At 68.5% G+C, this 23,307-nt stretch carries 17 protein-coding genes and 1 pseudogene; 7 read left to right on the forward strand and 11 right to left on the reverse strand.

Going from position 1 to position 23,307, the window contains the following annotated elements; all coding sequences use genetic code 11:
• On the forward strand, positions 1-205 hold a 205-nt coding region (locus AB0L75_RS35550), incomplete at its 5' end, for a DUF1330 domain-containing protein (protein WP_365189637.1).
• A gap of 1,512 nt (positions 206-1,717) precedes the next feature.
• Here the strand turns inward: AB0L75_RS35550 and AB0L75_RS35555 are convergent.
• Entirely contained in the window at positions 1,718-4,435 is a 2,718-nt protein-coding gene (locus AB0L75_RS35555; protein ID WP_365189639.1) for a molybdopterin cofactor-binding domain-containing protein, read from the reverse strand.
• Positions 4,432-5,259 (reverse strand): FAD binding domain-containing protein, encoded by an 828-nt coding sequence (locus AB0L75_RS35560; RefSeq protein ID WP_365189641.1) that lies wholly within the window; start codon positions 5,257-5,259, stop codon positions 4,432-4,434. Before AB0L75_RS35560 ends, AB0L75_RS35555 begins: the two co-directional genes overlap by 4 nt.
• Positions 5,260-5,693: 434 nt before the next feature.
• Here AB0L75_RS35560 and AB0L75_RS35565 point away from each other — a divergent pair, with 434 nt between their 5' ends.
• On the forward strand, positions 5,694-6,368 hold the full coding sequence (locus tag AB0L75_RS35565) for a hypothetical protein (protein WP_365189644.1): 675 nt from the start codon (positions 5,694-5,696) through the stop codon (positions 6,366-6,368).
• 225 nt (positions 6,369-6,593) lie between these two features.
• Here AB0L75_RS35565 and AB0L75_RS35570 read toward each other — a convergent pair.
• Positions 6,594-7,259: pseudogene (locus AB0L75_RS35570) on the reverse strand (LmeA family phospholipid-binding protein); the annotation flags it as partial.
• A gap of 47 nt (positions 7,260-7,306) precedes the next feature.
• Positions 7,307-9,511, reverse strand: coding sequence for an MMPL family transporter (locus AB0L75_RS35575; RefSeq protein WP_365189647.1), 2,205 nt, complete (start codon positions 9,509-9,511; stop codon positions 7,307-7,309).
• 161 nt (positions 9,512-9,672) lie between these two features.
• Here AB0L75_RS35575 and AB0L75_RS35580 point away from each other — a divergent pair, with 161 nt between their 5' ends.
• A complete protein-coding gene (locus tag AB0L75_RS35580; protein ID WP_365189650.1) occupies positions 9,673-10,296 on the forward strand; it encodes a TetR family transcriptional regulator in 624 nt (207 codons plus the stop codon).
• Between the two features lie 280 nt (positions 10,297-10,576).
• On the opposite strand, the gene AB0L75_RS35585 is transcribed toward AB0L75_RS35580, so the two are convergent.
• The gene (locus tag AB0L75_RS35585; protein ID WP_365189653.1) at positions 10,577-11,584 is read right to left on the reverse strand and encodes an NADP-dependent oxidoreductase; all 1,008 of its coding nucleotides are present in this window, start codon (positions 11,582-11,584) and stop codon (positions 10,577-10,579) included.
• Between the two features lie 121 nt (positions 11,585-11,705).
• On the reverse strand, positions 11,706-12,410 hold the full coding sequence (locus AB0L75_RS35590; RefSeq protein ID WP_365189656.1) for a TetR family transcriptional regulator: 705 nt from the start codon (positions 12,408-12,410) through the stop codon (positions 11,706-11,708).
• A 90-nt stretch (positions 12,411-12,500) separates the two neighbouring features.
• On the opposite strand from AB0L75_RS35590, the gene AB0L75_RS35595 reads away from it, so the two are divergent.
• Positions 12,501-13,553, forward strand: a complete 1,053-nt coding sequence (locus tag AB0L75_RS35595) for an alcohol dehydrogenase catalytic domain-containing protein (RefSeq protein ID WP_365189658.1) — start codon at positions 12,501-12,503, stop codon at positions 13,551-13,553.
• A gap of 212 nt (positions 13,554-13,765) precedes the next feature.
• Here the strand turns inward: AB0L75_RS35595 and AB0L75_RS35600 are convergent, their stop codons facing one another.
• A complete protein-coding gene (locus AB0L75_RS35600; RefSeq protein ID WP_365189660.1) occupies positions 13,766-16,186 on the reverse strand; it encodes a SpoIIE family protein phosphatase in 2,421 nt (806 codons plus the stop codon).
• Positions 16,187-16,921: 735 nt separating this feature from the next.
• On the opposite strand from AB0L75_RS35600, the gene AB0L75_RS35605 reads away from it, so the two are divergent.
• The 3 genes from AB0L75_RS35605 to AB0L75_RS35615 all read left to right on the forward strand — a co-directional run bounded on the left by AB0L75_RS35605 (position 16,922) and on the right by AB0L75_RS35615 (position 19,044).
• On the forward strand, positions 16,922-17,086 hold the full coding sequence (locus AB0L75_RS35605) for an SDR family oxidoreductase (protein ID WP_365189663.1): 165 nt from the start codon (positions 16,922-16,924) through the stop codon (positions 17,084-17,086).
• Between the two features lie 251 nt (positions 17,087-17,337).
• Complete coding sequence (locus AB0L75_RS35610; protein ID WP_365189666.1) at positions 17,338-18,219, forward strand: alpha/beta hydrolase; 882 nt, start codon at positions 17,338-17,340, stop codon at positions 18,217-18,219.
• 3 nt (positions 18,220-18,222) lie between these two features.
• Complete coding sequence (locus tag AB0L75_RS35615; RefSeq protein ID WP_365189669.1) at positions 18,223-19,044, forward strand: hypothetical protein; 822 nt, start codon at positions 18,223-18,225, stop codon at positions 19,042-19,044.
• A gap of 384 nt (positions 19,045-19,428) precedes the next feature.
• Here AB0L75_RS35615 and AB0L75_RS35620 read toward each other — a convergent pair whose 3' ends face one another.
• The 4 genes from AB0L75_RS35620 to AB0L75_RS35635 are packed head-to-tail and all read right to left on the reverse strand — an operon-like array spanning position 19,429 to position 23,292.
• Positions 19,429-19,737 carry an EthD family reductase gene (locus tag AB0L75_RS35620; protein WP_365189671.1) on the reverse strand — a complete coding sequence of 103 codons (309 nt, stop codon included), beginning with the start codon at positions 19,735-19,737 and terminating at the stop codon, positions 19,429-19,431.
• 24 nt (positions 19,738-19,761) lie between these two features.
• Entirely contained in the window at positions 19,762-21,417 is a 1,656-nt protein-coding gene (locus tag AB0L75_RS35625; protein WP_365189673.1) for a thiamine pyrophosphate-dependent enzyme, read from the reverse strand.
• A 19-nt stretch (positions 21,418-21,436) separates the two neighbouring features.
• The gene (locus tag AB0L75_RS35630; RefSeq protein WP_365189676.1) at positions 21,437-22,228 is read right to left on the reverse strand and encodes an MBL fold metallo-hydrolase; all 792 of its coding nucleotides are present in this window, start codon (positions 22,226-22,228) and stop codon (positions 21,437-21,439) included.
• A 29-nt stretch (positions 22,229-22,257) separates the two neighbouring features.
• Positions 22,258-23,292, reverse strand: a complete 1,035-nt coding sequence (locus AB0L75_RS35635; protein WP_365189679.1) for a sugar phosphate isomerase/epimerase family protein — start codon at positions 23,290-23,292, stop codon at positions 22,258-22,260.
• Between the last annotated feature and the right edge of the window lie 15 nt (positions 23,293-23,307).

A 23,307-nucleotide genomic window follows, 5' to 3' on the forward strand; every position in this document is an offset into this window, starting at 1 on the left:
TCAGGCCGGGGGCGGGCGGAGGCTCGCCCTCGGCGGTCGGGTCGTCGCCCACGACGCCGGAATCGCCGAGCGCACCGTCCTGATCGAGTTCGACAGCTTCGAGCAGGCCGTCGCGGCGCGCGAGAGTGAGGCCTACCAGGAGGCGCTGGTCGCGCTCTCCGACGGCGTCGAGCGCGACTTCCGCATCGTCGAAGGCATCGACTGACCGAGGTCCAGTCGGATCTTCACTGAACCCTCTCAGGTCCGGTGCATGGGGAGGACGCCCGTGGAGGCGTCCTCCTGCTGTTTCGGGACGGGAGCCAGGGATGTGCAGCTCAACGTGCTCAGCTCGCGGCGGAGCCGCTGGAGCTCGTCGTCTTTGGCGGCCAAGACGGACAGGAGGAGCCGTTGTCGCTCCTTGAGCTGGGTGAGCTCGGTGTGTGTGCGGGCGAGTTTGCCTCGCCAGAAGCAGCGAGCCTCCCTCCGGGCCGACCAGCCGCAGCCGTTCCTCCGGCCGAAGCGCCGACCAGCGGGTGCGCCGGCCGTTGACCCGGCCGCCGTAGAAGTCCGCCTCCTCCACCACCAGCGGTCTCCGCGGCCGCCACGACCCTTGCGACATCTCCCTGTCCAGGGCGATGCAGGAGTGCACCGCCGCCGGCGAGGAGTAGTCGATCCACGTCGTGCGGAACCTCCGCCCCTTGGCCGCCAGCTCAGGGACCACCCACGGGATCGGCACATCGGTCGGCTCAGCGGGCAGCGGCGGAACCTCATGGACCAGCAGGTGAGTGAACTCCCGGCTCCGTATCCCGGTGCCCAGCACCAGGCCGCCCATCGCCGCGTTCCGGCCCGGGAACCGGCCGCGGAACGTCGCGTCCTCCAGCCCATCCGGGCCCAGCCCGGCCAGGCCGTAGCGGAACAGATCGGCGAAATCCGACCCCAGGTACTGCACCTTCACGTGCGGCTTCGGCCGCCGCAGCCGGGCCCGGTTGTGTCGGGTCTCCACCAGACGGCCCTGCACCATCCGCTTGCCGGTGGCCACCGTGAACGGCACCGCCCTGGCCAGGCCCTCGCTCTCGGCCCAGTCGTAGAAGCGGCTCAGCGCCGTGACCTGCAACTCCCATGACGAAAACTCCAGCCGCTTGTCCAACGGCCCCGACAGTCGACGGTCCGCGTACGTACCGAGCGCGGCCACCAGCTCCTGCCGCGTACCGAACACCGCGACACGGTGCCGACGCAGATGCGTAAGCCAATCCCGGGCCGCCAACGCGTACGCCCGCCACGAATTCGGCGACGGCGCCCCGCTCGACGGCAGCGTACGAAGCCAGGAATTCACCGCCCGCGTCGCCCGCGGACCGCCCTCGTCCTCGAACAGGAAGTCGTCGTCGAACAGCACCGGCATCTGCTCAGGGATCAACGGCTCGCCATCGAGCCCCCAGGACTGCCAACCCTCGACAGAGAAGAAGTGCACCGACACGCGGCGGGACGGTACGTCCGCGACACGACCCTCATCAACTGCTAACCCCACGTCCAGTCAACGGGAGTTGAGGAATGTGAGACACGCCAAGAAAGCAGCGACAAAGTGGATCCAGTGACTGCGTGCCGCTGCTCACAAATAGGCGGCCGCGGCGTTGAGGTCCTCCTGTCACGACTCGAACTCGCGCTCCGCCCCTGGCAGCACCTTCTGGCCGGTGATCGCCGTCGCCGCGGCGGCTCCGTTCTGTCCGGTGTTCATGGTGGCTCAACCTGCCGACACCGACTGCTCCGCGGGGAGTCGGCCGTACATGCGTTCCGGAGTCAGCGGCAGCGCACGGTAGCGGACGCCCGTGGCGTCATGCACCGCGTTCGCGAGCGCGGGGGCCACCGGGTTGATACAGCACTCGGCCATCCCCTTGGCCCGCATGGGCCCCACCGAATCCGCGGAGCCCACGAGGAGGACCTCGGTACGGGGGATGTCGGCGTAGGTGGGGATGCGGTAGTTGCGGAAGTTCGGGTTGACCATGACGCCGCTGTCGTCGATGTGATGATTCTCGGTCAGCGCGAAGCCGATTCCCTGGGCGACACCGCCCTCGATCTGTCCCCGGACCTGCGCCGGGTTGATGATCACCCCGGCGTCCGCCGCCTGCACGCTGTACAGGATCCGTATCTCACCCGTCACGCGGTGCACGGCGACCTGGAACCCCTGCGTGTTGGAGGTGACGCTCCGGGGCGAGCCGTATGCCTTGCGGGCGGCGGTGAAACGGATTCCACGCGCCCGGGCGAGCGCGACGAGTTCGGCCAGCGACATCCTCCGGTCCCCGCAGACGACACCGTCGTCGTCCATCGCGCACATCACGACATGGACGCCGGTGTGCGCCGCTGCGAATTCCAGGATGCGGTCGCGCACGGCATTGGCCGCCCGCAGGACCGCGTTGCCCGCCACGAAGAGGCCCGCGCTGGCGAAGGCACCGGTGTCGAATCCCGTGCGATCGGTGTCGGACTGCACCAGACGGATCCGCGACGGCGTCGTGCCCAGCTGGTCGGCGGCGATCTGGACATGTGCCGTGGAGGTTCCCTCCCCGAACTCGGGGGTCCCGACGGCCAGTTCGTAGATGAGATCGTCGCCCAGCGTGACCCAGGCCTCGGAGATGTGTTCCGTCGGGGGCGCGGTCTCGTGCAGGGAACTCGCCACGCCGGTTCCGACGAGCCACTCAGGGCCGGGAGGCGGCCGGCCGGCCGTACGGGCCAGGGCGTCGCCCACCAGATCGATGCATGTGGCGAGTCCGTCCTCCGTGAAGATCACGTCGTCGGGGCCGTCGTGCAGGGCGACCAGGGGCTCACCGGGCCGCACGATGTTGCGTCGGCGCAGTTCCAGCGGGTCGATGTGCAGGGCGCGGGCCAGTTCGTCCATCGCCGACTCGACGGCGAAGGCCGGCTGCGTCATCCCGTAACCTCGCAGCGCCCCGCTCGGCACGGTGTTCGTGTAGACGGAGTACGCGTCGTACTTCTTGTTGGGGCAGCGGTAGATCATGACGGCGGCCCCGCCCGCGTACACCGTTTCGCCGCCGTGGTTGCCGTAGGCGCCCGTGTTCGACACGTTGCGCACCTGGAACGCGGTGAGCGTTCCGTCGGCCTTCGCGCCCAGCTTGACCGTCAGGGTCATCGGATGTCGCGGCGAGGCCGTGGTGAACTCCTCCTCACGGGTGTATTCGAGACAGGTGGGCCGCCCGGTGTCCAGGGTGGCGAGCGCGACCAGGTCCTCCGCGATCACCTCCTGCTTGCCACCGAATCCGCCGCCGACGCGCTTGCAGAACACCCTGACCCGGTCCGGGCGCAGCGCGAACAGGTACTCCAGTTTGACCTTCGCGATCGACGGTGACTGCGAACTGGTGCGGACGTTGAGCCGGCCGTCCTCCATCCAGGCGATGGAACCGTGGGTCTCCAGATGCGCGTGCTGCACCCGCGGTGAGAAGTAGGTGCCTTCGTGGATCACGTCGGCCGCGGCGAATCCCGTGTCGACGTCGCCGATGTGCGAGTGGATTTCGAGCAGGATGTTGTGGACGGGGTCGCGGACGAACGGATCGTCGGAACCGTGCAGCTGGGGTGCGCCGTCGGCCATCGCCGCCTCCGGGTCGAACACCGCCGGCAGCACCTCGTACTCGACCGCGAGACGCCGGCAGCCCTCCTCGGCCGCCCCGACCGTGTCGGCCAGGACCGCGGCGACGCGCTGGCCGGCGAAGCGGACCGTGTCGTCGAGGATGTAGGTGTCGTCCGGGTCGACGAGGTGATCGGTGTGGATCGCCGTGGTGAAGCGTCTGCGGGGTACGTCTTCCCAGGTGTAGACCCGGTGCACGCCGGGCACCGCGAGGGCGGCGCTCTTGTCGATCGAGCGGATCCGGGCGTGCGCGTGGGGTGAGTGCAGCACCTTGAGGTGCAGCATGCCGTCAATGTGCGTGTCCATGGTGAACTCGGCGTGACCCGTCACCACGTCGTGGCCCGCGGGAGCGCCGACGCTCGTCCCCACGGCCTTGCCCGGTGCTGCCGTCTCCACCGCGCTGACGCCCTTCACGGCGTCCTCGATGGCCCGGTATCCGGTGCAGCGGCAGAGGTTGCCCTTCAACGCCCGTGGCAGATCCGCCTTCTGGTCCTCGGTGAAGGTCGCCGACGTCATGATCATCCCTGCGGTGCAGAAACCGCACTGGAACCCCGGAGCGTCCTCGAACTGCCGCTGCATGGGATGCGGGGCGCCGGGGCGTCCAAGGCCCTCGATCGTGGTCACCTCCCGGCCGTCCGCGCGGAACGCGGGGGTGATGCAGCTGTGTATCGGTGTGCCGTCCAGCCACACGGTGCAGGCGCCGCAGTCGCCCGCGTCGCACCCCTTCTTGACGCCGAAGTGGCCGAGTTCGCGCAGGAAGGTGCGCAGGCACTGGCCGGGGGCTGGTTCCCGGTCGAATGTGTTGCCGTTCACGAGGTAACTCATGCCAAGTCCCCAGCCGTGAGTTCGCGGCGGATCTCTTCGGCGAAGTGCCGTGTCAGATGCCGACGGTGGTCAGGGGTTCCGTTGGGATCGGCGAACCAGACGTCGGCGGGCACGGCGTCGATGCTCTGCCTCAGGGTTCGGACATCGGGCAGGGAGTCGAAGGCGATACGGACCGGCCGAGTGGTGCCGGCGGTGACGGTGAGCACCAGGTCATTCACTCCCAGCCGTTGCGTGCCGACGAGGAACACCGTCGAACGGCCGAGCCGGGTCAGCGTGAAGCGACGGTGCGCGGTGCGTTTGCGCAGCGCGTGCTCCGGAATGGTGATGCGTCGGAGGATCTCCCCGGGGGCGAGAACGTTGCGGTGGTCGCCCGTGACGAAATCGAGGGCGTCGACGAAACGCACGGAGCCATCGGGCGCCCATAGTTCGTACTGCGCCTCCAACGCGACCGTCAACGTGATCATCGGGCCGGCGGGCAAGGACATGCAGATGTTTCCGCCGACGGTCGCCGCGTTCCAGACCTTGAACGAGGACAGGAATGCCTCACAGCTTTTCCGGAAGAGAATTCCGGCGGTCCAGCTCTGCGGCCATGGGAAGGCGTACAGGTCGCGAATGGTGCAAGTGGCGCTGATCTCCAGGCCCTCGTCAGTGGGAACAAGGGGCTCCCAAGGCAACGCCGTCAGGTCGATCAGCCTTCGCAGGTCCGGCTGCTCCGTGGAATAGAGCCATGTTCCGCCTGCGAGCCAGGCATCGCCCTCGTGCCAGTCCATGCCTGGCCGCTCCGACGGTCGCCGGATTACTTCGGTGATGGTGTTCAGGTCCATGAAAACCGACCTACGGGAGAACGGACCCACGGGAAGGCAACTGCCCTCCTGGCACTGTTGGATTTCCCGCTGACCGAGCAGTGTTGACCGCCATGCCGCGCCGTTCGGGGCGGCTGAGCCGCGAGGGACCGGCGGGCACAGACACTTTTGTCACAGCTTATCGCAGCATGCGAACAAGGGCCCGACCGGGGAGAACCGAAAGTAGCCGACGAACCTCGGAACGTAATGGGGTTCATCGGGCGGCCATGCCCTCCCCCGTGGGTCCCGCCGATCACCTACAGGCAGAAGGCCCTCACGGCTGGGATTCCATCAACTGGTGGTGTAGATAAGTCAGTTGTTGCGTCTCCTGGATCGCAACAGGCGGTGATCGCGGTGACTTCAGACGCTCTTCCTGCGATCGCCGACCCCCCTCATGCACAGCGAAAGGCACATGTATGGCGAACAACCGCAGGATGCGCTGCAGCGGACGGACGCTGGCGCTCTCAGCGGCTGCCCTGGGCATGGTCGCGGCGATAGCCGTTCCGGCCTCGGCCGATGACCAGCCCACCCGGGCACAACTCATAGCCGACTGCGACTCGGGTGAAGGGAAGTGCACCTTCAACGACCCGCAGTTGGGTCAGGCGTATCTCGGAAACTTCCACCGGGTCTCCGACTCGCTCTACAACTGCAGCACCTCGCCTGCCACCCAGTCGATGACCTGGTCCGACACAGTCGGTTCCACGGACTCGGCGGGCGTATCCGTGACCGTCGGCGGAAAGATAGCGGACATCATCGACCTCAGCGTGACGGCGACCTACAGCCACACCTGGTCGAGCACGCACTCGGAGACCAGCTCCGTCAACATGACGGTGAAGCCCGGTGAAGTCGGCTGGATCTCCCGTGCGCAGGTGATGCAGACCGTCTCCGGCACATGGCAGACCCATTACGACGACCGGAAGTGGGGTCACTACTTCTGGTTCGTCCCCGACGCCATCACCGGGCCTGCCCCGAACGGGACGGACGGCCAGAGCAATGCGGTAGTCGTCAAGTCCAGGAAGATGACCGCTACGGAGCAACGGTCCTGCGCCAGCCGCTCCGGTAGGGCCAGGACGTTCCTCGCCCAAGGCTGATCCACCGACAGTGCGCCTGGCTGCCTCGCGGTCCGTATACCCGCATACCCGCGAGGCAGCCGGGGGCGGCTCAGCAGGGCGGTCAGCGCGAGTGGCCGCCGGTATCCCCCGCCTCGCTCGTACCCGGCGCGCTGTCGTTCGTGCTGGACACGACCAGCACTGTCGCCAAGCGGCTCCGCCGGCCGCAGTCGGTGTCGGGCCGGGCGCGATCGAGAAGGCGAGGACGAGGCCGTGATCGGTGGCGTGTGCCGAGGTCAGCGCGACGCCGCGGGGCAGGCCGGTGACGGCCAGGGTCCGGGGCGCGAGTTCGTCCCGCAGCCCGGAGGCCCCGGGGCGAGCCGCGAGGTCGTCGACCGCCACGTTGCGGCCGAGGACGCTGACGGTCGTGGGCGTGAGGGTGAGCGTGTCCGCGGTCGCGGACAGCTCGGCCCGCACGGTGACCGGCAGCCCGAGGCGGCCGACGCTCCCGCTCAGGAGCAGGGCTCCGTCCTGACCGCCGGCGGCTGTCAGGCCGCCGGCGCCCAGCGCGCCCAGGCGCCGGGTCACCTGGTCGTATCCGACGGTGGCGGTCCCGGTGCCACCGGCGCTGTCGCCGCCCGTGGTGACGTCCTTCAGACGGACGGACACGTTCATGACGGTGTGCTGACGGCGTACGCCCTTGGCGCTGACCTCGATGTCGCCGACGTCCCCGGCGAGGGTCCGAAGTCCCGCGAGCGGCGTAGTGAGGTCGGCGTGCACCGGCCCGTCCGGCTTCAGCCAGGTCGCTGCCCGGGCGGCGATGCGCTCCTCGGCCCTGTGCTCGACGAGAAGATCGGTCGCGCACACGAGGGCGGCCGGTATCGCGGTGATCGCGACAAGGATACGGATCCTGCTCCGGCGGTTACCGGTCATGTGGTCACTCACTCCGAAACGATGGGCCGGGCGGGCGGGTGAGGCGGTCAGGCAGACAACTTCGGGAGGAACCGGTCGAGTCGGCGGGGGATCCACCAGTTCGCCTTGCCCATGAGGAACATGGCGGACGGCACCAGGACGAGGCGGACCACGGTGGCGTCGACGATCACGCTGATCGCCAGTCCCAGAGCGAGCATCTTCACGACCACGGTCGGCGAGGCGGTGAAGGAGAGGAACACCGCGGTCATGATGAGCGCCGCGGCGGAGATGACGCGCGCCGTCGCGGACAGCCCCTCGCCCACGGCAAGCCGGTTGTCACCGGTGCGCTGCCAGGCCTCGGCGATCCGGGACAGCAGGAAGATCTCGTAGTCCATGGACAGCCCGAAGACGATCGCGAACATCATCATCGGGACGTACGACTCGATGGGCACCGGCTCTGACAGCCCGAGCAGCGAGTCGCCCCAGCCCCACTGGAAGACCGCGACGAGCACGCCGTAGGACGCGGCTGTGGTGAACAGATTGAGGACGACGGCCTTCAGGGGGATCACGATGCTGCGGAAGACCGTCATGAGCAGCAGGAAGGCGAGGACCAGGACGATGCCGATGACGATCGGCAGCCGCTCGCCGACCGTGTCGCGGAAGTCGGCCTGACCGGCCACGCTGCCGGTGAGATAGGCCTGGGCGCCGGTGCCGTCGAGAGCCTTCGGCAGCGTCTGCCCGGAGAGGGTGTCGAGGAGAGCGCCGGTCGCGGCGTCCTGCGGGCCGGTGTTCGGGGTGACCGTGGTGACGAGGACCTTCCCGTCGGCGCTCGGTTTGACGGGGGTGAAGGAAGCCATGCCATGGGTGTGCCGGAGAGCGTCGGTCACGTCGTCGCAGATCCGGGTGACCGGGGTCTTCGTCCTGCTCACGTCGATGACGGTGAGGATCGGGCCGTTCGCGCCGGTTCCGAAGCCCTGCCCGTCGGCGTTCGCGATCCAGTCGTAGGCGGTACGGGTACTGCTGCCGGGCCGGTCGGCACCGGCGTCGACGTGGCCGAGGCGCATGGACAGCAGCGGGGCGGAGCATATGCCGAGGACGGCGAGGCCGATGGCCAGGAAGGTCCAGGGGCGCCGCGAGACGAGTCCGGCGTAGCGGTGCCAGCCGTCGTGCGCCCCTGCGCTCTCGGCGACGAGGCGGCGCAGCCGGAGCCGGTCGATGCGCCTGCCGACCAGACCCAGGGCCGCCGGAACCAGAGTGAGGGCGGCACCGGCGGTGACGACGACGGCCAGGGTGGCCGCCAGGCCGATCTTGCCGATGAAGCTCAGCCCGCAGGCATACAGGCTGAGCATGGCGACGGCGACCGTCAGGGCGGCGATGAGGACGGCGCGTCCGCTGGTGTGCGCCGTGCGGGCCGCGGCCTCGACCGGATCGCGACCGTCGATGAGGTCCTGGCGGAAGCGCGTGGTCAGGAACAGGGCGTAGTCGATGCCCACGCCCAGGCCGATCATGCCGGCGAGGGTCGTGGCGGACGTCGCGAAGGACACGGTGGCGGCGACGATGCCCACGATGCCGAGGCCGGCTCCGACGCTGATCAGCGCGGTGACCAGAGGCAGCAGCGCGGCGAGGACACTGCCGAAGGCCAGCAGCAGGATGACGAGGGCGGTGGCGACGCCCACGCCTTCGCTCAGCTTGTCGTCGGCGGGTTCCCTGACCACCTGTTCGAGGTCGCCGCCGTAGGCCACGCCGAGCCCGGCCGCCCTGGCGGGCTCCGTCGCCGTGTCGAGTCGCGCGGTGTAGTCGTGGCCGAGATTCTTCAGCTGCTCGTCGAAGGAGACGGTGGTGTATGCGGTGCGCCCGTCGGCGCTGGTCACGAGCGTGGAGGCGGCGGTGACGTGCGGGAGGTCGCGCAGGTCGGCCAGCGTGTGGTCGAGTGCCGACTGCCGCTCGGCCACGGTGCCGGAGTCGATGTGGAAGACCACCTTGCCGCTGGGCCGGCCCGCTTGGGGCATGGAGGTGGCGAGGAGGTCGGCGCCGGTGTGGGAGGCGGTGCCGGGCAGGCTGACCTCGTCGCTGAAGGCGGGTGCGGCGATGTGCCGCCCGGCCAGGGCTGCCACGAGGACGAGCAGCCAGGCGGCGATGACCGTCGCCGGATGCCGGGCGCAGAAGCCGCCGAGGCGGCCGAGTCCGCCGCGCGTCGCGGCGGGATCCGCCGAAGGTCGCGCGTCGGCGTGCGCTTCGGCCTGCTCCACGAGGTGCTGCGTGGGTCGGGGCACCGTGGCCTCCCAGAAAAAGTGTCACGAGTGACACTTACTCTAGAGAGGTAGTGACACGAATGACAATTGGCATCCGTGCCAGTTTGCACTTGTGGGCACCGCGCTCCGCGTGACATGCCTGCCAATTGACAGTCGCGACACCATGGCACAGGCTTCGGCACATGCCGAGTGAGATCGCCCCCGCTGGACTGCGCGAACGCAAGAAGGAGGAGACGCGGCGCCTGCTGCTGGAAGGGGCCGCGCGCCTGTTCAAGGAGCGCGGCTTCGAGGCCACCACCGTCGCGGACATCGCCGCATACGCGAACGTCTCCGTGCGGACCTTCTTCCGCTATTTCGACAGCAAGGAAGCCCTGCTGCTGCCCGACGGCGTCGAGATCTTCGCCTATGTCGAGAACGCACTGTCGCGGCGTCCGGCCGACGAGCAGCCCCTGGACGCGGTGTGCAACGCCCTGCTGGCGGCGGCCGAACCGTTCTCGGCCTCCACCCTGACCGCCCTCGGCCATCCGCTCGAGGACATGGAGAACGTCATCACGGCACGCCTCGTGCAGGCGTTCTCCGACTTCGAGGAGCGGTTGACCGCGCTGGTGCACCGCAGGCTGCCCCCGGACACGCCCGACGCCGACCTCAAGGCTGCCGTGATCGCCTGCGCGGCCCTCTCCGCAGTGCGTGCCGTGCTGAGGACACGCCGGGCGCGCCGGGCGTCCGGCATCACGGACACGGGCACGGCGCCCCTGCTGCGGGCCTTCGGGATCCTCCGCGAGATCGGCTCCCCCCGACGTCCGTGACGGCGGGCGGAGGAGAAGAGCCCTGGCCGGTGCCCTGACGCACGACCGGCCTCATCGCGGCCGGGCCTCGATCGGGGCTATATTCCGCGGTCTTTCCTCATCCATGGCGTGAAGGTCGGCACCTACAGCGTGAAGGTCGGCACCGGACCAGCACCGGCACCGAACCGCACGTACCGACGGTGTGGTCGCCGATGCTTGAGAGGCCGGGAGGCCGCATCCTGAGACCAGGACACGCCACTCTCCGTAGGACGCGGGGCGGCGGCCCCACTCGCGACGGCGGTCACGTCAGCTCCAGGACGAGCTTGCCGACGTTCTGCCCGCGGAAGAGCATCTGCAACGTCTCGGGGAAGTCGTCCACACTCCCACGCACCACGTGTTCCTTGACCTTGATGCGGCCGGCGCCGATCCAGGCGGAGATGTCCCGGCCTGCCGCTGCGTAGCGCTCTGCATAGTCGAAGACGACGAAGCCCTCCATGCGGGCTCGGCGCACCAGCAGCGAAAGGTAGTTGGAGGGGCCCTTGACCGGCGTGGCGTTGTTGTACTGGCTGATCGCACCGCAGATCACGACGCGCGCGTGCATCGCCAGCCGGGTCAGGGCGGCGTCGAGTATGTCCCCTCCCACGTTGTCGAAGTAGACGTCGATGCCGTCGGGGGCCAGGTTGCGCAGCGCCTTCCTGACGTCTTCGGCGCGGTAGTCGATCGCCGCGTCGAATCCCAGTTCGTCGGTGAGCAGCGCGCACTTCTCCGGCCCTCCGGCGATGCCCACGACCCGGCATCCCCTGGCCTTCGCGATCTGTCCCGCGATGGTGCCGACCGCACCGGCCGCCCCGGACACCACGACGGTCTCACCGTCCTTCAGGGCCCCGACGTCCAGCAGGCCGAAGTAGGCGGTCATGCCGGGCATGCCCAGCGCGCCCAGGTAGGTCGAGGGCGGGGCGAGGGAGGTGTCGATCTTCATGGCACCCCTGCCGTCGGAGACCACGTATTCCTGGACGCCGAACACACCGACCACGTGATCACCCGGCTGGAAGTCGGGGTGATGGGACGCGGTGACCTCGACGACCGATCCGGCGCGCATCACCTCGCCGATGCCCACCGGTGGCAGATAGGAAGGGCGGTCGTCCAGCCAGCCCCGCATGGCCGGGTCCAGGGAGATGACGCGCGTCCGGCCGGCGAAAAGGCCGGGGCCCGGCTCTTCGACAGGCCCGGAGCAGTGCTCCCAGTCCTCGGGCTTCACTTCGCCCACGGGGCGGGCCGCCAGACGGATCTGTCGGTTGGTCACGGACATCGCGCCTCCTGTCGTTCAGGGCCTCGCTGCAGGGTACCGACCAGTAGGTATGTCGAGGCGTGTGATGTTCACCACGCGCCGTACCCCGGCACTGTCCGGCTCAGCCGCAAGGCCGGACCGGTCAGCGCGTCGAACCCTTCCGCTCGAACCCGCCCTTGCGGTCTCGCTCCTGGAGCAGTCGGGCGGTCTGCGCGGACACCGGCGCGGCCAGCAACGCGGTGACCAGGTCGACCAGACGGCTGGTGAACAACCGGTCGTCCCTGCGAGGGCGTCCGGCGGCCCGGGCGGCGAGTTCGGCGTGGCAGAACCGCATGGCGGTGAAGCGGGTATGGAACACCGCGGTCGACTCGGGGGCCAGCAGCGGCTCCACCAGGCGCCGCCAGGGATAGATGCTCGACCCCTCCGTCACGACGGCCTCGACCAGGGGTTCGGGGCGGTTGAGCAGTTCGGCCACGATCTGCAGGAACTCGCGGCCGCCGTCGGGGTCGGCGAGTTTCGCGGCGGCCGGCAGCACCAGTGCGGCGGCGAGGGACCGGAGATCCACGGCGCCGCCGTCCTCGTACTGCTGCAGCAGTACCTCCCGGCGGGCGTCCACCGCGGGAAGGTGCTTGTCGAGTACGGCACGCAGCAGACCCGCACGGTCACCGAAGTGGTACTGCAGGGCCATCGCATTGCGCTGGCCCGCGGCCCGCTTGATCTCGTTGAGCGACGCACCGTCGACGCCCTTCGCCGCGAACAGCTGCTCGGCGGCCTGGATGAGGGCGGCGCGCGTCTCACCCGCCTTCCGGCTCCGGGGCGGCGTGGCCTGCGTCTCATGTGCTGTCACGGATGGCCATGCTAGCGTCGCCGCGCCAAAGTAATACACGTGCATTAATGACTGATGAAGGCGCCTTGGCGCGCCGCGGGAGTCAATCCAGTGAAGGCACTGACCTACCACGGCCCCCACGACATCCGCTTCGAGGATGTCCCCGACCCGGCCGTCACCAGCTCCACCGACGCGGTCATCCAGGTCACCACGGCCGGCATCTGCGGCAGCGACCTGCACATCTACGGCGGCCACGGGTTCACCCCGGAGACCGGCTACACGCCGGGACACGAATGCGTCGGCGTGGTCGTCGACACCGGCGACCGGGTCACCCGCTTCAATCCGGGCGACCGCGTCCTGGTTCCCGCCTCGGTCGGCTGCACACTGTGCGGAACCTGCGCGAAGGGACTCACCGCCAGGTGCGAGCGAGCCCATGCGCCGACGGACCTCTGTTACGGAGTGAGCCCGCGCCTTCCGGGAAGTCAGGCCCAGTTCCTGGCCGTGCCCCATGCCGATGTCAACCTGGTGCACCTGCCCGAAGGCATCTCGGACGAGGCGGCCATCGTCCTGACGGACAATGCCCCAACAGCCTGGTACGGCTGCCGCCGGGCCCGCATTCAGCCCGGCGAAACGGTTCTTGTCATCGGCCTGGGCCCGGTCGGCCTCATGGCCGCGCAGTCCGCCTTCATGATGGGTGCGGCCCGTGTGCTGGGCGTGGACCTGGTCGCGGAGCGCCGGGCCTTCGCCCAGACCCTGGGCGTCGAGCCCGTCGAGGGCGAGGACGCGCGAACGGCCGTACGGGAGATGACGGCGGGGCGCGGTCCGGACGCCGTGGTGGAGGCCGTGGGCTCGGACGCCACCATCGGGCTGGCCCTCAAAGCCGTCCGGCAGGCTGGACGGGTCAGTGTCATCGGCGTCAGCCAGAGCAAGGCCTTCCCCTTGCACATGGGACTGGCCCAGATCAAGGAGCTGGAGTTCGCCATCGGGCTCTGCTCGATCCATTACGAGCTGCCCGCCCTGATCCCCCTCGCCCAGGCCGGCCGGATCACGCCGGAGGCCGTGGTCTCCCACCACTTCGCCCTCTCCGACGGCCCCGCCGCGTACGAACTGTTCAACAGCCGCGCCGCCGGTGTCCGCAAGATCCTCCTCGACCCCGCCCGTTGATCCGCCGCCGTCGGCCGATCCCCGCCCGGCGGAACCGCGTCATCCCTGAAACGTGACCCTCAGCAGGCCGACAGTCATCCCAACCAGTCGGTATGGCGCGCGGCCCGAAGCGTTCCTCACCCTGCTCGCCACCCGCTACGGCGGGGCGGGCTGCGCGCTGCTGCTGACGGTCTTCTCCAGGGTCGTTCAGGGCACACGGCGGCCTGAGACGGTCAAGCGAGCGTGCCGGTCAGTGATTGTTCGGTCCACACGGTCTTGCCCTCGCGGGTGTAGCGGGTGCCCCAGCGCTCGGCCATCTGGGCCACCAGGAACAGGCCGCGCCCGCCTTCGTCGGTGGTACGGGCGCGGCGCAGGTGGGGTGCGGTGTGGCTGGAGTCGCCGACCTCGCACACCAGACACCGTTCACGGATCAGCCGCAGGGTCGCAGGGCCACTGGCGTAGCGGTAGACGTTGGTGACCAGCTCGCTGGCGATCAACTCCGTCGTGAACGCCAGGTGTTCCAGACCCCATTCACTCAGCTTGGCCGAGGTCAGTGCCCTGGCCCGGGCGGCGCTGGCAGGCTCCGGGGGAAGACTCCAGGAGGCGACATCGTCCGGTGGCAGCATGCGGGTGCGGGCGATCAGCAAGGCGACGTCGTCCGTGGGGCGCGCGGGCACGAGTGAGTCGACCACCGCTTGGCACGTCCGTTCCAGCGCGTCCGCAGGGCGGGTGAGCGCCGCACGCAGCTTGGCCAGGCCGAGGTCGGTATCGATGTGCTGTTCGCCGATGAGTCCGTTGGTGTACAGGCACAGCAGGCTGCCCTCGGCCAGTTCGACGTCCCGGGCCTCGAAGGGCAGGCCGCCCAGGCCGAGTGGTGGGCCGGCAGGAAGGTCGAGCGGAGCCGCCTGTCCGTCCGGAGCGGTCACCACCGGCGGCGGGTGGCCGGCCCGGGCCCCGGAGCACCGCCCGGTGACCGGGTCGTACACGGCGTACAGGCAGGTGGCACCGACGACCTGCTCGCCCGTGGGCCGTTCGCCGGCCGCCTCCTGTTCGGCCGCCAGGAGGTTGACGAGGTCGTCGAGACGGGAGAGTACCTCGTCCGGTTCCAGGTCGAGGCTGGCGAGCGTGTGTACGGCGGTACGCAGCCGGCCCATGGTGGCGGCTGCGTGGATGCCGCGTCCCACCACATCACCGACGACGAGGGCGACCCGCGCCCCGGACAGCGGAATGACGTCGAACCAGTCGCCGCCCAGGCCCGGAGCCGCGCTGGCCGGCAGATACCGCAGGGCCACCTCGACGGCCGACTGGTCCGGAACCGCCCGGGGCAGAAGGCTGCTCTGCAAGGTGAACGCGGTCTGTTGCTGCTGGGTGAAGCGCCTGGCGTTGTCGATGGACACGGCGGCGCGCGAGGCGAGTTCCTGGGCGAGAGTGAGATCGTCCGCCTCGAACGGATCCGGGCGACGCGAACGCCACAAGGTCATCACGCCCAGCACGAGGCCACGCGCGGCAACGGGTACCACGATCAGCGAGTGGGCGCCCAGGTCCGGAGTGCGGGTCCCCTGGCGGCCGTCCGGCGAGAACCAGTCGGGCGGGAGAACCGGTTCCAGGACGGGCCGCCCTTCGGCCAGGCATCTGGCCCATGGCGTGCCGGGCGCGAACTCCACCGGCTCGCCATGGGGGTGGGGCGGGCCGGTTTGCTGGGCACCGACGCCGTAGGCCCCCACACGTACCACGGGTCCTGCCAGGGCCTGCGCCGGTTCCTCGCCGCGCGTCACCGGCTGCAGCAGGTCCACCGACGCATGGTCGGCGAGGTGAGGGACCATCACCTCGGCGAGTTCCCGAGCGGTCTCTGCCACGTCGAGGGTCGTTCCGATACGGCTGCCGGCCTGGTCGAGGAGGGCGAGCCGGCGCTGGGCCTGATGGCGTTCGGTGATGTCCTCGATCATCTCGGCCACCCCCAGGATGCGGCCGGAGGGATCTTCCATGGGGAAGGACGAGACCATGGCGACCCGCTCTCGTGCCGGATCCCACTCCAGGCGAACGAACTGCTCGGAATAGACCATCGGCTTTCCGGTCACCATCACCTGACGCACACGGTCCACGGCCATGCGTGCGTCGTCGGGGAGGAGGAAGCAGCCGGTGTTCAGCCCCCGAAACTCCGCTGCCGGGACGCCGGTGAAGCGTTCGATGGCCCGGTTGACCCTGAGAAGCCTCAGGTCGGGGCCGTGGACGACCAGGCCGATGGGACACCGGCGGTACAACCCGTCGAGCACCGCGCGGTCCCTTTGCCACTCCAGGACATCAGCCGTGGGCGCCCCGGCGAGGAGCCACTCGCGAATCCGGTCGTCGCGGGCGAGCGGCTGGGCCCTGAGCCCCATCTCCACAAGCTGACCGTCGCGGTGCCGCACGTTCAGCGCCCCGAACCAGCCGCCGGCTCTCCGGCAGCTCGCCGTGGCCTCCCTGACAGCCGGCAGGTCGCACGGATCGACCAGGACCTCGGATGCCGGACGACCGATCACGGCTGCCGCCGGATGGCCGAGCAGTTCCTCGGCCCGCCGGTTCCATCCGACCACGGCTCCCCGGTCGTCGAGCACCGCCAAGGCGGCGAGGTGCGGGGCGAACGGATCGTCGTGGCTTTCGCTGAACTCCTTCATCCGCTTCTCCACCGCTGGACACCACCTTGTACCCGGTCGCTCGGCGCTACCCATGCACGCTGGCCTGCTGATGCCATGTAAGCAGCCTCACGGAGGTGTCCCCAGCTCGCGCGCCGCCAGGGCCCAGCTGAGTTCCACCGCGGTGTCCGGAGCGTCCGGGCTGGGCGCTCAGCCAGGCGCCAGGACAGGTCGCTCAGGTCGTACGCACCGCGCATACCCGTACGCACGGGCGGCTTCCAGCAGCCTGCCGGCGGCACGGAAGGACCGGTGCACAGCGGCCAGGTCCGCCGGCGGGCCGAGCCTCGCCGTCACCTCCGGGTCACCGGTCTCCGGCTTCTTCTCTACGACTCCGACGACAGCCCCGTCCGACACGCGTCCGACACGGTGAGCAGCGCGGCTCGGCCGTTCCCGCCCGGTCGGCCTCCTGACCGGCCGGAACGTACTGGTCATCCGCACGGGCACCCGCCCCGGCGACGATCCGACGGTAGCCGTGCTCGCCGCCCGCGAGGGCGCCTCCGTGGCCTGCGCCGATGTGTCTCCCTCCGGCGCGGCGACGACCGCCGCGCCAGAGGGAGGAGGGCGTCCGTGGCCATTCCGTGGCCGGTGACACCACGCATCCTGGCCAGACCTCGGCCATGGCCGCCGAGGCCTTCGTGAATTCGGCGCCCTCGACGCGGTCGTGGTCAACGTCGGCATCGACCTCGGCGCGGGCCTGGCGGACGCCTCACCGCAGCAGTGGGAGCGCGCGCTGCGCGCCGCCACCGACTCCCCCGCCTACCGCTCGGGCGCCAGGGCACCGCCTGGGAGGTGGCCGAAGCCGTCACCTTCCTGCTCTCCGACCACGCTTCCTGCATCACCGGGCAGAGCCTGGTGGTCGACGGAGGTTTGAACGCCGTCTGAGCGCTCCGGCTTCCGACGACGGGGCGGGGCGGTCCCCCGGCGCCAGGGCATCGTCCCTGGTCCGGACAGCACCAGGCGGCGGGCACCTGGGACTACCGGCGGCTCGCCAGGTTCCTCGCGGAGGACGACGGCCCGGCGGGCTTCGACGCGCGGCGTCGCCAGTGGAGCGTGCATCGTCACGCGCCCGCCGCACTTGACAGCCCGCACCTTCACCTGGAGGCTACCGACCAGTCGGTACGAGGAGGCGGAGGGTGACGGAGCTGAGCATCTCCACCATCGCGGGGGTGTTCGACGCGATCGTGGCGGGTCCGCCCGAGGGCCGCCCGGTGCTGCTGCTGCACGGTTTTCCGCAGACGGGGCTGGTGTGGCAACGGCAGATCGCGGCGCTGGCCGCGTACGGCTACCGGGTGGTGGCGCCCGACCAGCGTGGGTACTCCCCGGGCGCCCGCCCCCAACGGCCCGAGGACTACCGCATGGACCTCCTCGTCGACGACGTGGTCGCGATCACCGAAGAACTGGGCTGGGCGGCGTTCGACCTGGTCGGCCATGACTGGGGAGGCGCGGTGGCCTGGTGGACCGCTCACGCCCACCCCGGACGGGTACGCACCCTGACCGTGGTGTCGACCCCTCACCCCGGCGCTCTGGCCACCGCTCTGCGCACCGACCAGGATCAGCGCGAGCGCTCCCACTACATGATCGACTGGCGTGACACACCCGCGACCGAGGAACGCATGCTCGCCCGCGACGCCCAAGAGCTTCGCGAGTTGTACGCCGGGAAGGTTCCCCAGGACAGTGCCGAAGCCTACGTACGGCACCTGTCCCAGCCGGGCGCTCTCACCGCGGCGCTGAACTGGTACCGAGCCGGGCGCCCCGGCGGCGAGATCGGCGTCATCGAGGTGCCCACGCTGTACGTCTGGAGCACGGAGGACAGCGCGTTCGGCCCGGCGGCCGCGCAGGGGTCCAGGCAGTGGACCAACGGGCCGTACCGGTTCGAAACCCTTCAGGGCGTCAGCCACTGGGTGCCCGAAGAGGCGCCCGAGACACTGAGCCGCCTGCTGCTCGAACACCTGCGAACACACAGCGGGTACGGGACCGCGACGCGTACCCCGCTCATCGACTCTCCGAAGAGGTGACCCATGAAGACAGCGCGTGCGGCCTGGCGCCGACTGGAGCCGGTACACGGCATGATCTACTTCGCCCCCGAGGCAAGACGTCGGTACGCGGACCTGGGACTGAGCGGACGCGCCGGATACTTCACCTCCCGGAGCGCCGCGTTCGGCCGGGCATCCGCCGAGCTGATCATCTCGACCTTCTACAACTTCAACCCCGATCTGGTACGCGAGGCGGTCGACGGCGCCTGGGACGCGACGACGCCTCAGCAGGTGCTGGACGCGCGGTACGCCGCGGCGGGCGAAGCCCTGCGACGGGCGGGAATCCACGAGCTGCCCCACTTGGCGGAGGTCCTGACGCTGACCCGCCGGGCGGCCGAGGCGGCCTGCGAACACGCGGAGGGCCGCCCCCTGTTCGCCGCACACGCCGCACTGCCTTGGCCGCAGGAGCCGGTACTGCAACTGTGGCACGCCCAGACGCTGCTCCGGGAGTTCCGAGGAGACGGCCATGTCGCGTGCCTGGTGAGCGAGGGCGTCGGGGGCTTGGAGGCCCTGGTTCTGCACGCCGCCACCGGTGAACTTCCCGTCGACTTCCTCAAGGCGAGCCGCGCCTGGCCCGAGGAGAAGTGGGCCGGCACCCAGGAGCGTTTGCGCGAGCGAGGCCTTCTCGACGGCGACTCCCTCAGCTCGGAAGGGACACTCCTGCGCCGGCACATCGAGGACCGCACCGACCGCCTGGCCCTTCCGGCCTACGCCGCCCTGGGTGACGCCGGCTGTGAGCGTCTCGCGGAACTCGCAAGCCCTTTCGGCCGCGCCGTGGTCGACAACGGCCTCCTCAAGCCCGGCTGACGGGGAGCGACAGTGTAAGAGGCCGCGGACCATCGAGTGGCAGAACGCGTCCGCCGACACGTGTGCCACCGGCACGCCGTCGAACCGCACACGGGCGGCGCAGCACACCCTCGCCGCCGAGCGCATGCAGCTGTTCGTCGACGGCGAGGACGGCTTGGGGCCGGCGATGCTGCGGCTGTCCGAGAGCGGGCTCCCGCCGGCCTGCGCGGCATCGGCCCAGGCTCGTGAGGGTGTCCAGGGCGCGGGTGTAGCGGGTGACGAACTCGGGCCCGTGGAACCCGACGCCCCCGCAGCGTCACGCGACGGCCCGCCCCGCCACGACACGGGATACATCGGGCAGCCAGCCGCTCACTGCGAGGGCATCACGGCTCGGGAGAATCGAGGTCAGAACTCCTCGACATCTGTGAAGAGGAGCCGCACACCACCAGTCGCCAGCTCGAAAGCCTTGGCGACGAACGCCGATGCCTCTTCGGTCGTCACGGCCCTGCTGGCCGCGTCGTAGTCGGCGAAGTACATGTCGAGTACGCGATAAGCCGGCGTCGCGCTGCCGTCCTCCTTCGGCCAGACCTTCGCGCTCTCGATCCGCTGGACTCCGGGGATCTTCTGCGCCAGATCGATCTGCTCGTTGTGACCGGCCTCGAAGGCCTCGGGGGACTTCGGGTTCTCGTAGATTGCAGTGATCTTCGTCGGCATCACTCTCTCCTCACGTCGCTCGCGCTACTGGGCTTTCCACTTTGCGTTGTCTGGAATCGATTTGTCCGGAACTCGGACCTGGATGACGGATGGGCCGTTCGAGTTCTTCAGAGCACTCGTCACGGCATCCCTCAGCTCTCTGTACGTGCCGACTTCCCACCCCCGACAACCGAAGACCTCCGACAGGCGGCTGTAATTCCACCGGTGCAGAATGCACGGCCTGTAGAACGGCTTGTCGGCATGGAAAACCGACGAATCGGCGAGCCACTGCTCCACGGCGTAGACGCCGTTGTCGATGATGAAGATGATCGGATTGAGCTTGAAGCGAGTCTGCGTCGAGAGGCATTGGGCGGTCATCTGGAAGCCGCCGTCACCGGTGAAGACCATCACCCTTTGGTCGGGCCGCTTCGCCAGGCAGATACCTGTCGCAGCCGGCCCGCTATAGCCAATCGATGAGTACGACGACTGAACGACGAACCCGCCCGGTCCTGGCACATCGAGCAGCAGGCTCCCGAAGTAGTTCATGCTCGCATCGGCACCGACGATAGTGTCCCTGTCGATGTACTGCTGGATGAAGTTGTAGAAGCCCTGGTACGTGATCACATCGGACGGGCCCACGACCGGCGCGGTACGGGCCGGCTTCTCCGGCATTTTCCGCACTTTGGGCGTGAGTTTTTCCGCCAGTATGCCGTCTATCAGATGCTCCAGCGCGACCTGTCCGCCGAAGTAGGTTCCGAACTTGACCGCGTCGAACGACGCAAATGCGGTCTTGTCGTAGTCCGGGTCCCAGCCCAACGAGTTGATGTCCGTCAGCCACACGCCGAGGGCCAGCACGAAATCAGCCGTCCTGGCCAGATCCGTAACGGCTGTCGCTGATGCCTGCCCGTCGAGTACGCCGACGAACAGCGCATCGTCCTCGGGCAGGACGGACTTACTGAGGAGTTCCGTGACGAACGGGACGTCCAGTTGCTGGATCAGGCTCATGGCCTTGTCCTGCAGACCGAGCCGGTCGATCTCCACGCCGACCCAGATGAGCGGGTTCTCGGCGCTTTCAAGCTTTGCGCAGATCTGCGCGACCGACTGTTCCAGGCTGGTCTTGTCGGACAAGGTCCTGGCCGGCTTCAGAACACCCCTCGGCGGCTCGCATTCCAAGTCGACCATGTCCTGGAGAAGCTCGATATAGATCGGGCGCCGTTCGGTTATGCACTGGGTGAGTGCATAATCTATCAGCGTCGGCGCAAGATCCGGGTTGTCGACGCGTACGGTGGCGGCCGTAATATGCTCGAACGACTGCATATCCGTTTCGCGTCCGCTGATGAAGTGATGCGCGCTGAAGCCGGTCTGCTCGAAGGTGATGGTCTTCTTGATGCTCGGTGTGCCGTTGATCAGCACGAGCGGCACCTTCTCGACGTAAGCGCCGGCGACAGCGTTCACGGCACACAGTGCACCCGCGGAGTAGGTGACACAGAGGGCACCGATTCCCTTCAGCCTCGCGTATCCGTCCGCCGCATAGCCGGCATTGACCTCGTTGACTTCTTCTACGATTTCAATGCTGCTCGGCGTGACATAGCGGTTCAACCAGTCTATCGAGTAGTCGCCCGCAATGGAGAACAGATGCTCCAGGCCCAGTTGGCGAAGCCGGTCCACCAGATACTGTCCTACGGTGCAGGTCTCGTTCACGGTCTGAATACCTCCGCGGTCAGTAGTCGCTCGCGCCGCCGAACAGCCGGGGCATGTAGATGTCGAATATCCCCGGGCACTTGCGTTCGGGATACCGCTGGAGCATGAAATCCTTGAAGGCGTCGCCTGCCAACCCGTTGCCGATCGCCTGCCTGGCCGCCGAGAGGTACTCGATGTTGCGAGCGACCTCATTCTTGTCGGCCGGCAGTCCGTGGCCCGGCATGAACAGATCGTAGTCCGACAGCAGCATTTCCTGGAGCACCCGGATCCAGTGGCCCAGATGATTCGTCAGGTACAGATGGTTGCCGCTGTAGATCAAGTCCTGAGCGAAATAGACTCCGAGATCAGGAAGCCTGATGGTCAGGTGGAAGTCGATTTCGGTTTCTGTCACCCGGTCGAAGATGTACCTGACCCCGTCGATCGTCTCGGTGCCGGGGCTGACGGCTTGCTTGGGCACGACTATCTGGTCCGGAGCGAGGTCGCCGAGTTTCCAGTGGTCACTCCTCGAAGCTTCTCCGTGCTCCTGGATGAAGCTCATGGTCTCAGGCAGCGCGTAGATCGCGATGTCGTTGAACGCTGCCCCCAAACCGAACCAGTGGTCGGGGTGCCGGTGGGAAAGGTACAGCCTCTCGATCGGCTTGCCCAGACTGTCTGCGTAGTCCCTGAACGCCCTTGCATAGGGAACGAGAAACTGCCCGTCGACGAGAACCAGCTGGTTCCTGGTCTCGATGATATGCGTGGCGTTCGCGATATTGCCGTACTCGAAGGACGAGACGAAGGTGTGAATACGGACATCGCCCGCCTGCTTCACGACCATGATGATGGGATCTGACACCTGGGCTAGCATTCGGGACCTTTCCGAGGTACTCCGGCGGAAGGAGTGATGATCTGCTCTCGCAGTTCCTCCAATGCGGCCCTCGCGACGTCGTAGGCGCTTTCGACATCGGGCACCGGGTCGTCCTCGCCGGGCCGCCAGAAGCGCCGGCGTGCCATTCGCATAGAGCTGACGAACGGCGGGATCGCGTTGAACACCTCGATCAGGTACGGCCCGCGATACACCGGCTCGACCTCGTTCAGGACGATGTCCCACGGGATCCAGCTGTCTTTCACCGCACCCCGGTCGGGCGCGGATATATGGACGTAGTGGAGCCGATCCTGCCGGACGGCTTTCGCGACGTTTTCCTTGAAGATCGACGGGCCCTGGCTTTCCATCACGACTTGCGCGGTGTCGATCGTCACGCCAGCCTGCGGGTGCTCAAGGCCCTCGAGGAACTCCAGTGCCTCCGAGACCATGTTGGGTGGCGGCGTCTCCCAGCTCTTGACGGGCTCGATGGCGAGCTTCACGTTTCGCGCCGCGGCGTACTCCACCAGGTCCTCGAAGACGGAGCGCGCCGCGTGAAAGCGCGACTCCATCCAGTCCTGGAGGGCGTCGCTCCAGATCGGCTCATCAGCGTCCGTGACCGGAAAGACGCCGTAGGGGTAGAGGAACGGCCCTGACATGATCGAGTCGCCGCCCAGGATCCGCGTGATGTCGACGCGTGACTTGAGGTAGGACAGGGCCTTTCGGCGCTGCTCCTCGTAAGGTGAGGTCGGGTCGAAGGTCCGCGTGGTCCCGACATTGGTCGTGAACTTCACGTCCTTCAGCCCTGCCTGGTCGAACGCCTTCTTGAGGGCGACATAGCTGTCGATCTCGAGCTTGTGGTCGACGGTCGCGGGCTGGGCGGCGATGTGCAGGTCGAAGCCGTCGTAGCCCATGCCGGTGAGGGCCTTCAGATGGTTGATCAGGACTGCGGTGTAACGCGAGTCCTGCGGCCTCAGGTCGGCCGTGAACATGAAGAAGCTGAAGAACACATCCCGTTTGAATGTCGCGTTCATTCCCGGTGTCCTCCG

The organism is Streptomyces sp. NPDC052101 (assembly GCF_040680235.1).
Taxonomy (GTDB): Bacteria; Actinomycetota; Actinomycetes; order Streptomycetales; family Streptomycetaceae; genus Streptomyces.

Bases quoted from the DNA above. Each gene is read 5' to 3' on its own strand.
- AB0L75_RS35585 (WP_365189653.1), bottom strand. From the start codon at position 11,584: ATGTCCGTGACCAACCGACAGATCCGTCTGGCGGCCCGCCCCGTGGGC.
- AB0L75_RS35580 (WP_365189650.1), top strand. From the start codon at position 9,673: ATGCCGAGTGAGATCGCCCCCGCTGGACTGCGCGAACGCAAGAAGGAG.
- AB0L75_RS35635 (WP_365189679.1), bottom strand. From the start codon at position 23,292: ATGAACGCGACATTCAAACGGGATGTGTTCTTCAGCTTCTTCATGTTC.
- AB0L75_RS35620 (WP_365189671.1), bottom strand. From the start codon at position 19,737: ATGCCGACGAAGATCACTGCAATCTACGAGAACCCGAAGTCCCCCGAG.
- AB0L75_RS35600 (WP_365189660.1), bottom strand. From the start codon at position 16,186: ATGAAGGAGTTCAGCGAAAGCCACGACGATCCGTTCGCCCCGCACCTC.
- AB0L75_RS35560 (WP_365189641.1), bottom strand. From the start codon at position 5,259: ATGGACCTGAACACCATCACCGAAGTAATCCGGCGACCGTCGGAGCGG.
- AB0L75_RS35615 (WP_365189669.1), top strand. From the start codon at position 18,223: ATGAAGACAGCGCGTGCGGCCTGGCGCCGACTGGAGCCGGTACACGGC.
- AB0L75_RS35565 (WP_365189644.1), top strand. From the start codon at position 5,694: ATGGCGAACAACCGCAGGATGCGCTGCAGCGGACGGACGCTGGCGCTC.
- AB0L75_RS35555 (WP_365189639.1), bottom strand. From the start codon at position 4,435: ATGAGTTACCTCGTGAACGGCAACACATTCGACCGGGAACCAGCCCCC.